Annotated in this window: 12 protein-coding genes; 2 read left to right on the top strand and 10 right to left on the bottom strand. The window is 52.0% G+C overall.

Annotated features, from left to right (window positions below; all coding sequences use genetic code 11):
* Nucleotides 1-22: 22 nt before the first annotated feature.
* Together JEM67_RS23880 and JEM67_RS23875 are read right to left on the bottom strand one after the other, a co-directional pair.
* Nucleotides 23-409, bottom strand: a complete 387-nt coding sequence (locus JEM67_RS23880; protein WP_006316688.1) for a helix-turn-helix domain-containing protein — start codon at nucleotides 407-409, stop codon at nucleotides 23-25.
* Nucleotides 410-925: 516 nt separating this feature from the next.
* Nucleotides 926-2,089, bottom strand: coding sequence for a YbfB/YjiJ family MFS transporter (locus tag JEM67_RS23875; protein WP_199639402.1), 1,164 nt, complete (start codon nucleotides 2,087-2,089; stop codon nucleotides 926-928).
* Nucleotides 2,090-2,215: 126 nt separating this feature from the next.
* On the opposite strand from JEM67_RS23875, the gene JEM67_RS23870 reads away from it, so the two are divergent.
* Entirely contained in the window at nucleotides 2,216-2,992 is a 777-nt protein-coding gene (locus JEM67_RS23870) for a helix-turn-helix transcriptional regulator (RefSeq protein ID WP_199639404.1), read from the top strand.
* A 430-nt stretch (nucleotides 2,993-3,422) separates the two neighbouring features.
* Nucleotides 3,423-3,998 (top strand): Ail/Lom family outer membrane beta-barrel protein, encoded by a 576-nt coding sequence (locus JEM67_RS23865; protein WP_199639406.1) that lies wholly within the window; start codon nucleotides 3,423-3,425, stop codon nucleotides 3,996-3,998.
* Between the two features lie 84 nt (nucleotides 3,999-4,082).
* Here the strand turns inward: JEM67_RS23865 and JEM67_RS23860 are convergent, their stop codons facing one another.
* The 8 genes from JEM67_RS23860 to JEM67_RS23825 all read right to left on the bottom strand — a co-directional run bounded on the left by JEM67_RS23860 (nucleotide 4,083) and on the right by JEM67_RS23825 (nucleotide 12,066).
* Complete coding sequence (locus JEM67_RS23860; RefSeq protein ID WP_199639408.1) at nucleotides 4,083-6,230, bottom strand: phosphocholine-specific phospholipase C; 2,148 nt, start codon at nucleotides 6,228-6,230, stop codon at nucleotides 4,083-4,085.
* 125 nt (nucleotides 6,231-6,355) lie between these two features.
* Complete coding sequence (gene queF, locus JEM67_RS23855; RefSeq protein ID WP_199639410.1) at nucleotides 6,356-7,198, bottom strand: NADPH-dependent 7-cyano-7-deazaguanine reductase QueF; 843 nt, start codon at nucleotides 7,196-7,198, stop codon at nucleotides 6,356-6,358.
* A complete protein-coding gene (locus tag JEM67_RS23850) occupies nucleotides 7,176-8,072 on the bottom strand; it encodes a queuosine precursor transporter (protein ID WP_013814573.1) in 897 nt (298 codons plus the stop codon). Before JEM67_RS23850 ends, queF begins: the two co-directional genes overlap by 23 nt.
* A complete protein-coding gene (locus JEM67_RS23845) occupies nucleotides 8,073-8,675 on the bottom strand; it encodes a helix-turn-helix domain-containing protein (protein WP_013814572.1) in 603 nt (200 codons plus the stop codon).
* A gap of 569 nt (nucleotides 8,676-9,244) precedes the next feature.
* The gene (locus JEM67_RS23840; protein WP_199639412.1) at nucleotides 9,245-9,559 is read right to left on the bottom strand and encodes an NIPSNAP family protein; all 315 of its coding nucleotides are present in this window, start codon (nucleotides 9,557-9,559) and stop codon (nucleotides 9,245-9,247) included.
* A 59-nt stretch (nucleotides 9,560-9,618) separates the two neighbouring features.
* A complete protein-coding gene (locus JEM67_RS23835; protein ID WP_199639414.1) occupies nucleotides 9,619-10,920 on the bottom strand; it encodes a cytosine permease in 1,302 nt (433 codons plus the stop codon).
* A gap of 20 nt (nucleotides 10,921-10,940) precedes the next feature.
* On the bottom strand, nucleotides 10,941-11,630 hold the full coding sequence (locus JEM67_RS23830) for a helix-turn-helix transcriptional regulator (protein ID WP_199639416.1): 690 nt from the start codon (nucleotides 11,628-11,630) through the stop codon (nucleotides 10,941-10,943).
* 25 nt (nucleotides 11,631-11,655) lie between these two features.
* On the bottom strand, nucleotides 11,656-12,066 hold the full coding sequence (locus tag JEM67_RS23825) for a GNAT family N-acetyltransferase (protein WP_199639418.1): 411 nt from the start codon (nucleotides 12,064-12,066) through the stop codon (nucleotides 11,656-11,658).
* Nucleotides 12,067-12,562: the final 496 nt, after the last annotated feature.

Here is a 12,562-nt window from a genome sequence, read left to right as displayed (position 1 = left end):
ACCTCAGTCTCGCGTCTGTTAACTACTCTGTTTTACCAATCACATTATCCAGCATCTCAGTGACAAACTTCTGTCGGGTTTTAGGCATCCGACTGATAATCTCAATTTGCTGCTCCAGTCGTGAAGTGGGGCCACGCTTGGCGGCCCGCTTGTCAGGAAGCCCCAGCAGTTCATCCAGCGTAAGGTTCAATATCGTTGCCAAATGCGGCAGTAGCGCAGCAGAAACCTTGAGCCTTGCACCTTCGTAATGTGCCATTGTCTGTTGGGCAATACCCAACTGTTCAGCCAGTTGCTGCTGTGTCAGCTGTTGCTCTTTTCTTGCCAGAGCAATTCGCGCGCCTAATTCTTTGAAAAACTGCTCATCTTTAGTATTCATGGCATTACGTTGTTGTCTGGTGAGTATTGCCATGATGATACTCGCTGTTTTAAATAACTCAGATGACAATACTCTAATATGGAGTACTCCGCAATGGAGTTATTTTTACTGCGAACAAGTTTTTACAGGAATTGGCTATGACCCGTATCCCCAGGCATGAGCAGGATGAAATCAAGCGCAAAGTATCGCTGTTGATGCTGGTGCAGGGGCTAAGTTGAAACCGCCGATTGCACCGTTGCTTGTGCCGTATCTGTACTATATCGAGAAAACACCTTTTGTTTTTTCGGGGCTTCGGAGAGGTTGTACAACTGTTTTCGGGGGCGGGGAGAAAGGCTTGGTCATCGACTTTTTATAGTATATTCAAATCGGGTTATTTTTATCCAAACCCTATTGACAGGTTTTTACGAGAGTAGAGGAGTGTCCTGCATGCACTAAACATGAATTGTATGAGATCCCTGCACCAATCAGCCAGTCGCCACCAATAACCAGATCGCCCTTCTGCCGAACCCAGTATTAGGCGCCCGCCTTAAGCAGGCACCGGGACAACGACTAACCAGCAGGCAGGGCACTCTCACTGTGGATCAGGGTGACAACCCCCACGCCGCCAAGGACAAGGCCGGCGGCGGCCAGCAGCAGTGCGGGCTCCTGGGAGGCAAACAGTGCAATGCTGAGTGACGAAATCAACGGGCCAATAAGCTGACCGGTGGCGTAACCCGAGGTTAAAAGACCTACGGTTCTGGCCATCGAACCGGAAGAAAGCTCCCGCGCCAGTCTCATGGTCAATTGCATGATGACGAGAAATCCCAAACCGGTCAGTATCGTTGAAATCAGCAAGCCGGCCACATTGTGAACCAGCACGGCGGCAGCCACGCCGATCCCTTGTAAAATCATGGCGCCAGCGAGGCTGTTTCGGGTATTGAATTGCGCGGCAAAAAATATCACCAAAATGACCCCAATGGCGGAAGAAAGACCAAAAAGCGGCCAGAAAAAGGCGGAAGCCTGCCCGACAGGAAAGGAGGATCTTGCCATCTGAGAAAGGAAGGTGGCGGGTAATATATAACCAAATCCCGCAAGCGCATAAATAAATACCAGCCTTTTGAGGTTGTTGCTGACAGGCGTTTTATTAACGTGCGGTTGAGCGGAATCAACCTCTTTCGGTAAATGCCGAAAGATGATCAACGCGGCGAATAGCGCCACAGCACCATAGACATACCATGAACGCGAGGCATGATAATGCGCCGAGGACATGAACCAGGCCAGTAAACCTGAAAGCGTGATACCGAGTCCTGGGCCTGTAAATACGGCTGCAGATAGCCGGGGGGCGCGATTACCCAAAAGTATGAGCTGTGTCCAGGTGGTCACGATGATCAGGGCCCATGCCCCGCCAATACCCGCCGCCAGCCGAAAGAGACACTGTAGTGCAAAGTTTGGGGTCGAGCCGGACAGGAGAGTGGCCAGGACGGTAATGAGGAGGCCGGCCTTGAGATAAAAAGCGTGTCTACTCTGCATGCGGCTGACGTGCAGCGCCCCAATGAGATAGCCGATGTAGTTCATCGATGCCATGATCCCGGCACCGGAAAGCGTCAGATAGCCGTCGTTAATCATCACTGGAATTTGCGGCGTTAACGAGAAACGGCCGATCCCCATCACGGCGATGAGCGTCATAATGCCGATAAACATGGTCGTTATATTGCTGGGTGCTTTTGCGTTCATCTACTGCCTTTCTATACGCTATTGCCGACGAGATGTCGTAATCTAGGCGGCTATGTTAGAAGGCCATTCCTCTGATGAAAATAGGGCAGATTATCCTATGACCAGGAGTCCTACCCAGGAGCAGTTATGTCGAGAAGTGAGGATATAAAAACCTTTTTACTCAAGCGCCGAGCAAGACTTAATCCGGAAGACTACGGGTTCAGTAAAAACAATCGGAGGGTGAGTGGATTACGCCGGGAGGAGGTCGCACAGTTGGCTGCCGTCAGCGCAAGCTGGTATACCTGGCTCGAACAAGGGCGTGATATCAGTATCTCGCCTGCGGCGCTGACTCGTATTGCCCAGGTTTTGCGATTAACAGACATTGAACAGGATTATCTCAATGCGCTGGTTTTTGGTTCCGGCTCCTCAAAACGCACTCATGATGAAATTCCCCGAGAGGTGATGGCCATGGTAGATGCCCTGGATCCGCACCCCGCCTTTGTCAGACGCGAGAATATGGACATCATTTACTGGAACAATGCGGCTAAAACCAAAATATTCGACTGGTCAAGTGTTCCCGTCACCGACAGAAACTCACTCAAGCTCATGTTTATCCAGGATGACTACCGCCGGAGACTCAATGACTGGGAAAGTGCCGCGCGGCACACCATCGCCTCATTTCGCGCCTATTACGCGACCGGTAATCACCCTGCTGCCTTTAAATCTGTTGTTGACGATCTGATGGCAAGAAGTGCGGAGTTTCGTACCCTGTGGGATTATCATGATGTCAGCAAGGTGGGAGCAGGAAATAAAGATATCTTTGATGATAAAGGCCAGCTCAGGCATTACACCTACACCTCGCTTGAAGTAGAAAACAATCCGGGCATGTTCGTGATTTTTTATTGTCAACGTGTCCTGGAATAGCAAACTTTTACCCGCTGTGGCAGGGACAGTAAAAACGGATGCAGTGAGCTTACGGAGGGTAAAGTTTTTTTGGTCAGAGGGTAAAAGATGCGGTTCCGCTGTTGCTGGCCATTGACGCGCCCCATTACGGATATTTTAGTCTGAGCTGGGGCTTTTTTCTCGTCACGGCGTGGCAAGAGCCTGGGGGAAATAGTATAAAGAGCGCTATTACAAGACCGGGTTGCTGGGCGGCGGAAATTACTATTAATGCGTGCTGGTTCGCAACTTACGAGTTTGACTGATTTATTTTTATCTCATGTCGGTTATTATTTATTCTTGTTTGCTAGCTGTTGAGTTTATAAATTCCAATAAAGCATTCATGCCATCAATAACTCATAGGTTCATATGAGTTGGCACAGTATTTGTTCTACTTACTATTAAGGATGATTCGATGAAGAAGTTAGTTATCGCCAGCATGGTTATTTCCACTCTGGGCCTCAGCGCTGCGGCCCATGCGGGGCAAAGCACCCTTAGCGCCGGTTATGCGCAAAGCAAGGTGCAGAATTTCAAAAATATCAACGGCGTTAACCTCAAATACCGTTACGAGTGGGATTCCCCGATCAGCGTGATCAGCTCCTTTACCTATATGAGCGGCGATAAGAGCGAGTCTTACTACGTATATCGCGACAGGGTAGATAACCACGCGGAAGTCAAATATTACTCCTTGTCGGTTGGCCCGGCGTACCGTATTAATCAATATATCAGCGTCTATGGCCTGTTGGGTTTGAATTATAATAAGGTCGACTACACGTCATCCTGGAATAACTACGCCTACAACACTTACGAGTATATGGGCGAAGAGAGCGGTAACCAGAAGAAAACCTCCTTGATGTACGGCGTCGGTTTCCAGGTTAACCCAATGGAGAATCTGGCGATTGATGTCGGCTACGAAGGCTCCAGACTGGATGTCAATGGCCGGAACTTCTCGATCAACGGCTTCAATATCGGCGTTGGCTATCGTTTCTGATGAGTTGAACGCTTTCGGCCTCCCTGCTGCGGGGGCCGACAACCTTTACCCCCATTTTTGATAAACCGCCCAGCTACAAATATCTCAGGTTTTGCCCATCAGCGGATCGCTGACGCTATCCCGGCCGGTTTCCAGGCGGCCCGCCAGCCGCCGTTGCCATCCGTGCGCACTCTCTAGCACCAGATCATACCAGCCGCCGCTGGATCGGGTATCGAAGGCCTGCCGATGGTTTTCGCCCGGCGGCAGTTCAATGCGCCACGGGCCGTTTTGCGTATAGGGGCAGCGAGCGATAGTCAGGGTTACTGCCTGGTCGCCGGGGTTATTGAGCGCCAGTTCCAGGCTGCCGTCATGTGGAACCAAACGCACTTCCGGCTGCGACCATTGCAAGGTGCCGCGCAGCTCGCGATGGAAACCGTTAGGCCCCAGCAGCCAGAGGTGGTACTCGTCCGCCGTTTGCCAGTCATCGCTGACCGCCTTGCCGGCCTCGACGGTGTAACGACGCGGGATCTGGTCCAGATGCCGCTGGTCGTAAACGTGAAACACCGCGCCCTGTTCACCGGTATTCAACAGGTTGAGTGTCAGTCGCTTTTGTTCGGGATAGGCGCTGGCTTCGACATGCAACTGGTAAGGCAGCGCCCGGGAAGGGCGGGCCAGTCGCTGCTGATGCGGTAACTGCTGGCTGCCAGGCGGCGGTAACGGCACCTGCGGCAGCTGTTCCTGGTGCAGGCGCAGGCGGTCGGCGCTGTGGCGGGTGATGGCCGGCAGCTTGGGCAAGGTTTCCCCGTTGGGATCGACAAAGTTGAATGCCGAGGTGAGATCGCCGCATACCGCGCGGCGCCAGGCGCTGATGTTAGGTTCATGCACCTGAAAACGTTTTTCCAGAAATTGCAGCACCGAGGTGTGGTCGAATACCTGTGAATTGACCCAGCCGCCGCGGCTCCAGGGCGACAGGATCAGCATCGGCACGCGAGGCCCGGGGCCATAGATGCGACCATCCGGCGGCGGCTGCTCCTGCGAGCCGGGCGGGGCGACATGCTGGAATATCTCGGTGTCGAACGGCACCGTAGACTTGCCGGCGAAGCTGCCGTCTTCCCGCAGCGAAGGCGCCGAAGGGGAAGGCATGTGATCGAAGAAACCGTCGTTTTCGTCGTAATTCACCAGCAACACGGTTTTGCTCCACACATCGGGGTTGTCGGTCAGCACATTCAGGATCTCCTGGGTAAACCAGCCTCCCTGCACCGGGCTGGAAGGCCCGGGGTGCTCCGAGTAGGCCGCCGGGGCGATTATCCAGCTCACCTGCGGCAGCTTGCCTTGCTGCACGTCGGCGCGAAAACCGGCCAGCATCGCTTCCAGATCGTTACCGTCGGCGGCCGGCAGGGTATTGCCGTTGCCTTTGTACAACGGCGCGCTGTCGTTCAACTCGTCGCGGTAGGGCACAAAGGCGGTAAAATCTTTCGGCGGTTGCGCCGGGTTGCCCACTTTAACGCTGGCGGCGCGGTACTGGCGAAAACCTGCCAGCGGGTTATCGGTGAAGTTATCCGGCAGGAATTGGTAAACCTTCCAGCTGACGCCACTCTCCTCCAGCCGTTCCGGATAGGTTTTCCAGTCGTAGCCGACGCCGACCGGGCCGGGACTGTCCCACTCGTTAACCACCACGGCGACGTTGGCCGCCGACGGGCCGTTGGTGCCGGTCCAGTGGAACAGGCGGTTGGTATTGGTGCCCGCGTGGATTGAGCAATGATAGGCGTCGCACAGGGTGAAGGTTTCCGCCAGAGCAAACTGGAACGGCAGCTCGTGACGGCGGTAATAGCCCATCGAGGTCGGCGTTTTATAAGTGGGCCAGTCATTCATCCGGCCGTGGTCCCAGGCCGATTGCTCATCCACCCAGGAATGCGGCGTGCCCTCGACGCGCTGAGCGTTGCCGCGCTTGCTGTCCAGATGGTAGGGCAACACCAGCCGCTCCGCGCCCTGCTGTTGCCAGACGTGGCGGCCTTCCGGCAGGGGAATGGTGATGCGATCGCTAAAGCCGCGCACGCCGGGCAGGGTGCCGAAGTAGTGGTCGAAGGCGCGGTTTTCCTGCATCAGGATCACCACATGCTCGACATCCTTTATCGTGCCGGTGCGGTTATTGGCCGGTATGGCCAACGCCTTGCGAATCGAGGCGGGCAGCAGTGAAAATGCCGATCCGATGGCGGCAGCCTGCAGTAACTGTCTGCGTGAAAAATGGGGCATGCGTCGTTAACTCCCTTTAGCGGTGTGGTTTGAAGATAGTTGTTAACGACGGTAATGGCCAAAAATAACAAGGAGATGAATGGGGGAAATAATGCCCCCGGGTGAGGGCATTACAGGGTTGGCGTTTATTGTCTGATCAACCGGCCCAAGGTTGGCGCCGTTTCGAAATCACTGCGGAACGGGTTGATGTCCAGACCGCCACGGCGGGTATAGCGAGCGAATACGCTGAGTTTTTCCGGCCGACAGTGTTGCTTGATGTCGTTGAAAATGCGTTCGACGCACTGCTCGTGGAACTCATTATGCTGGCGGAAGGAGATCAGGTAGCGCAGCAGGCACTCACGATCGATTTTCCGGCCCTGATAATGGATCACCACGCTACCCCAATCCGGCTGGTTGGTGACCAGACAGTTGGATTTCAGCAGATTGGAGGACAGCGTTTCCGTCACGCTTTCCGCCTGTTCGCTGACGGCACCGTGCAGATACTCCGGCTTGAAGTCAAAGTCATCCACGGCAATATCCAGGTCGTCAATATTGATGCCCGGCAGTCGGTCGATCTGCGATGAATAACCCTCTAACCCCGGATACAGCTTCACCCCGACCTGACCGTTGGCGGCCTGCGACAGATCTTTTTGCATCGCGGCGCTGACCTGTTCCACGCTGTCGAAACGGGTCTGGTTAAAGCTGTTGAGATACAGCTTGAATGATTTGGACTCGATCAGGTGGGCTGAGGAATAGGGCAAGGTGAATTCGCCAATGCCGACCACCGGCTTACCTTTGGCATTGAGCCAGGACAGCTCGAAGGCGGTCCACAGATCAAAGCCGTGGAACGGCAGGTTCTGTTCATCTACGCCGATCAGATCCCGACCTCGTGCGCGTGGCAGGGCTTCGAGCAACTCGGGAGCATACTGGTCCGGGTAATCGGAGTTGGCGCCAAGATGGGTGATTTTATCTTGTTTTTTGATATGCATATTTATTGCTCCTTGCAAGATCGGTATTGATATAGCGGTTAAACAGGCTGCGGGCGGCGTAAATCGGCCCAACACCGACCAGGGCGTAGACTACCTTGATCAGGAACTGTGACAGGATCATGGTTTTGATGATATCCCAGCTCAGGACGTTGTAGAACGCCAGGGTACAGAACACCACGCTGTCGATGGCCGAGGCGACCACGGTGCTGGTGATCACTCGCACAAACAGGTAACGGGAGTTGGTCAGTTCCTTGATTTTGCACAACAGATAGGAATTGACGTTCTCGGAGATCAAATAGGCCGTGGATGAGGCTACCAACACCGCCATGATGCTGTGGACGATGCCGTCATAAGTCTTGCTGAATTCCCACTGCGGAATGCTCGGCACCAGCGTGGTCGCCCAGACGCCCAGTACAAAAATCAGGTTGGCCATAAACGAGATGATAATGGTGCGTCTGGCCAGCCGCAGTCCGTAAAACTCGTTCAGAATATCCACCAGGATAAAGGTGAGGGGGTAAATAAATATTGCCGGAGGCGTAATCAGGTTCAATGCGGGGATTTGAATCGGTTTGACGCCGCACAGGGTTGAGAAGATATAAATCACGCTGAGCGCCACGGTAATGATCAGATAGGCATACCAGGATCGTTCATGACGATCGCTGAGCTCATAGGCGGTTTGCTGTTGATTATTGCCGTAGATTTTGCGATAGAGCGCTTGTAACTCATGGCGGCTCAGATCTTCCGATATGTCGCTGTCGGCCAGTTCATTCAGCCCCATGGTAATGGTTTTACCGGTGGCCAATACCATGACATTGGCAGCCAGAGTGCCATGACGAGTAAAACCCAGCAGTTTAAATTTTTGATTAGATTCCATTTATAGCCTTTCTCCAACGATATAACCCAGAAATCGCACGTTATCCTCCATGCCGTTATCTTCTTTGCCGTTAACCACAAAGAAGCCATTTTTTCCCGAGTGATACAATAAAGGCGAATCGCAAACCAGCACCGGCGGGCGTTTTATAATAATGACCTCGCCTGGGATAAATGAACCTTTTATTTCGGTTTCTATTTTCATTGCTACCATATTTGACTCATCGCCGAAGAAATAAGTCAAAGGGAACGCTGTGACCAACTGCCCGACCTTCCAGCCGGCCACCGATAAATATCGGGACTGGGGAATGATGGGGATAGCGGAGGGGTTTTTATTCCCTTCGGTGGAAAGTGTTTCGTTGAGCCGCTCCAGTTTTTCCAGATCATAGTCCTCGATCTCTTCGCAGGAAACGCCAAAGAAATCTGAGATCCGGTTAACGGTGGCCTGTTGCACATTGTTGACCCGGCCATCCAAGATTTTATAGAGGGTAGTGCGCGTCAGGCCGGTGCGGTTAGAGAAGGATGCCTTGGTTTCGCCCCGGGTACGCATCAGATATTCAATATTTTTAATGATGTTGATTTTGCGCTGAGCGTTGGTGGTCTTCATAAGCATTCCTTACAATATTGTCGCGGGCAGTACTATATCCTACGCACCGACATTGTCTACAACGGACGCATTCCTTACGGTGATAAGCGCCTGATTCCCCTTTAAAAATAGATGCTATAAAATTAACTCATTCACCTAATTGATGCTTTAATTATGATTAGCATGATGTTTAATCTAAATAATTATATTTAAATCAATTTGTTATGTTAAGTTTTTGATAAAGTGGACACAAAAGTGACTTTTATGTCCACTTTTATGTTGACCAGAGTGGTTTGGGTGGGCTACTGTTCATCCATACTGAAGTGTTTCTTTATGATCAAAACAGTTAAAAAAAGGTCATTAACGGCTTCTATAATAAAAAACTCAGAGGTGAGGTGTTTTCCGCTCTCTGAGTAGTAAAGAATGTTTTAGCAACTGACACCAGGGAATTCCAAGCACGTCTCCAGCTGTAAAACCGCAGTTTTAAACCTAGCCTAACTCCAGATGCCAGTCGGCTGCCCAGCCGACCGATATCTATTTTATTGCCTCAGGCCATTAAAGCCCGAACCCTGCCTTATTTTTCTCTTCGCTTAGTCCTGCCCGGAAAGAACCGGACGCATAAAGCTCCGTTCATAACTGATGATGCTGCGATTGCGTTTTTCCAACTCATAGGCAGCGCAACACTCTGCATCTGCGGCCATTTTTATGCGGTATTCCTCGTAGGCGGCCAGGCTGGGAAAACTGAATAATGCCAGCGCGATGTTATTGGCGCCTTCCGACGGCAAAAAATAACCGTGGTGAGTGCCGCCCATGCGATTGACCAAGGGGATCCATAAACGGGCGTATTGCTCAAATTCGGCGATTTTATACGGGTCTACAACATATCTTAGGGTGCAGGTGATCATTCGGGGTTCTCCTCACTCCCCGCAAGCGGGGAGTGTTGGTATGATTCGGGCAGACCGGATTACGTCAGTTTTTGTGAGGGTACCGGCTTCTGATAACGGCCTAGCGCCAATTTGAATACCCAATATAAGAGACTGGCGACCAACAGTGAATTGATTGTTGGCACGCCCCACTCGGTAACCAGCCCAACGATGCCGCCCACAATACTGGCGATAATCGCCGCCCAGCCAATGGTTGGCGTTTGGTCGGGCAATTTGCCTGCCTGTCGGCTCTCATCCAGAATTTTACGGTGGGTGCGCAGCAGATAATAATCCACCAGCATGATGCCGATAATCGGCGGGAACACCACACCCAGCACCGTCAGGAAATCGACGAAGCGGTCCAGGATCCCCAGCACGGAAAGCGTGGTGCCCAGTACGCCGATAACCAGCGTGGTGGCGGTGTACTTGAGCCTTTTGCCGGTCATGCCTTCGACGGCGTTGACGATGCCGAGCGAGGACGAATACAGGTTGAGATCGTTAACCCTTAGGGTGGAGAACACCACTACCAGCAGGCCTGCGCCGCCGGCGGCCTGAGACATGATGGTCACCACATCCGCCGTACCGAGCGTTTTGGCGATCAGGATCGCCAGGCCATTGACCACGAACTCACCGGCGACGATGGTGAAAATGGTCACGCCAAACACATGCTTGCCGTTTTTGGAATAACGGGTCAGATCGGGGGTCATCAGGCTCGCCACGATGGCGCCGCCGACCACGATGGTGATACCGGCGCTGATGGTCAGCGGCTCTCCCGGCGGCACCAACTGGATGATCTCCTGCAGGTTATGGCCGGAGAGGACGGTGATGGAAATATAGGCCACCAGCATGATGAACATCGGAACCGCAATTCGGGCGGCAATGCGCAATGCCTTGAAACCAAACGCCACCAGAATCGTCAACAGGGTGCCGGACAGGCCGGCGGCCAGGCCAAAGCCCAGTTTATTGCCCAGGGCGAAATCCAGCGATTTGGCGAAGATGGCGTTTTGTATACCAAACCAGCCCAGCAGGCTAATGGCCACCACCACCCCGATCAACACCGAGCCCAGGCGGCCGAAACCGCACCAGCGGGCCAGCAGGCTGCCGGAGATCCCTTCGCGCATGCCCGCCAGCCCAAGGCCGTAGGTCACTACGCCAAATATCAGGCTGCCGATGAAAATGGCGGTGAACGCATCAAACAGGGTCATGGAGTGGCCGAGCACCGCCCCAAGCATAAACTGGTCCAGCGCGGTCAGCATGCCCATATGCACGATGGCCACGCTTAAAAAGGAGACTCTTTTATCTTGCGGTACCCGCGTTAACGGATAGTCTTCAATCTTGATCACGATAAGGTATTCCTTGCTGTTCAGATAAACTGGATGCCTTTTGCTATCAGGCGATCGGGAATATAGCTGTCCAGACGCGCATACTTGCAAAACTCCTCAAACTGTTGCAGCGTATGGACGTCAGATTTCTGATAGATGTTATATATTCTATTTTCTATCGTTTTAGTGCTGATGTTATATATTTTGGCGATCTCTTTCACCGACAGCCTTTGCAGCATTAAAAATATAACGTCGAGCTCGGCTTGGGTGAAAACAGTACTGTTCACTTCTGTGGTCAGCACGCTGGGTTTTTGCTGGTTGATGTATTTTAGCGGGGATAGCGTGTTAAGCGGTTTGGCATTCCACATCACCCCGAAGACCTGTTTTTTATCATTGTAAATGGGCAGTTTTTCGCTGATAAAAGGTGTCAGGCTGTCTTTCCCGTACCAATAATGCGTTTCTATTACGGCAACGCGATCCCGCGACATTTCTGTCATCTTGTCGTGTTCTATAAAGTCGTCTGCGCAGTCGGCCCAGTCGGCGGGAAACTCGTCGTCCCGTTTTCCGGCTATATCGAAACTCAACGGCGTATTGGTATAGAGGTAGGCGGCATGGTTCATATAGATATGACGGGATTCCAGATCCTTAATGCCCCAGGGATCACTCAAGTGCTCCATCATGGCAATAAGACCCTTCAAATAAAATTCATTATTTTTATCGGGCGAATCCATTCTGACCTCACCGATTAAAATTGGGTTAAATTTCTTTCGCCAGGTAATGACGCGTATGCTTTTTGGCATAGCCGCCTAAATTGCCGTAGACCTGATAACCCAATTTTTCGTAAAAGCCTCTGGCCTGGAAGTCGAACGTATCGACATAAGCCATGTGGCATCCCCGTTGACGGGCTTCTTCTTCCGCTTTTTCCATCAATTGGCGGCCATAACCGCTTTTACGATGGGCATCGCTGACCCAGAGATACTGTACTTCAAGGCCGCCCCACCAGGTTCTGGCCACCAATCCGGCGACGATTTTACCGGCGTCATCGGTAACGGTCAGAAACAGCGGGTGGATGTCTACGGGTTGATAATTTTCGTTGTGGGCCCAAAGGTTGTCGATAACGTACTCTTCGTCCTGTGGGTGTGGCTGGTCCGTCACATTGATATTCATGGCAGTAATATACTTTCCCTTAGTAATAATTTGCGTTGAAATTAAATGAAATCCGCCCAACTAGTTTAACTATCACTTTTCATAATGTATTACAAGGGTGCTTTTCACCCGTTCCCGTCAGGCATACCTGCGGTTATATTGAACGTAACAGGGCGAACAATAGCGTAATACACGCATAAATAACGGTAGACCCTGCTCAGTAACCTATTCCTATTGCGCCTCACCAGGGCCTCACCAGGAACGTCGATCTGCTGTTCAAGGCTCCACCGGTAGAGCAAGCTAACTTGCCAAAGGGGAGCCGCCATCTTCAGTCTTTTGGATTATCCTGCGCAACGCTAAATGTTCAGATTTTGCCGCCGTCAGTTAGCGTACACAACAGAATTACGCATATACTTATCGGCCTTATTATTTCCCATAAATATAAGATTTACGCATTCCTTACACTTTAAATACGGTTTATGGCTTTTATTGTTTGCATTTATATAAATTCCCGGCA

This window comes from Serratia sp. PAMC26656 (assembly GCF_016469055.2).
Lineage (GTDB): Bacteria > Pseudomonadota > Gammaproteobacteria > Enterobacterales > Enterobacteriaceae > Serratia > Serratia plymuthica.
This window is presented reverse-complemented; position numbering and strand designations above follow the sequence as displayed.

Bases quoted from the DNA above. Each gene is read 5' to 3' on its own strand.
- JEM67_RS23860 (WP_199639408.1), bottom strand. From the start codon at position 6,230: ATGCCCCATTTTTCACGCAGACAGTTACTGCAGGCTGCCGCCATCGGA.
- JEM67_RS23830 (WP_199639416.1), bottom strand. From the start codon at position 11,630: ATGGATTCGCCCGATAAAAATAATGAATTTTATTTGAAGGGTCTTATT.
- JEM67_RS23870 (WP_199639404.1), top strand. From the start codon at position 2,216: ATGTCGAGAAGTGAGGATATAAAAACCTTTTTACTCAAGCGCCGAGCA.
- JEM67_RS23850 (WP_013814573.1), bottom strand. From the start codon at position 8,072: ATGGAATCTAATCAAAAATTTAAACTGCTGGGTTTTACTCGTCATGGC.
- JEM67_RS23825 (WP_199639418.1), bottom strand. From the start codon at position 12,066: ATGAATATCAATGTGACGGACCAGCCACACCCACAGGACGAAGAGTAC.
- JEM67_RS23845 (WP_013814572.1), bottom strand. From the start codon at position 8,675: ATGAAGACCACCAACGCTCAGCGCAAAATCAACATCATTAAAAATATT.
- JEM67_RS23865 (WP_199639406.1), top strand. From the start codon at position 3,423: ATGAAGAAGTTAGTTATCGCCAGCATGGTTATTTCCACTCTGGGCCTC.
- JEM67_RS23880 (WP_006316688.1), bottom strand. From the start codon at position 409: ATGGCAATACTCACCAGACAACAACGTAATGCCATGAATACTAAAGAT.
- JEM67_RS23840 (WP_199639412.1), bottom strand. From the start codon at position 9,559: ATGATCACCTGCACCCTAAGATATGTTGTAGACCCGTATAAAATCGCC.
- JEM67_RS23875 (WP_199639402.1), bottom strand. From the start codon at position 2,089: ATGAACGCAAAAGCACCCAGCAATATAACGACCATGTTTATCGGCATT.
- queF (WP_199639410.1), bottom strand. From the start codon at position 7,198: ATGCATATCAAAAAACAAGATAAAATCACCCATCTTGGCGCCAACTCC.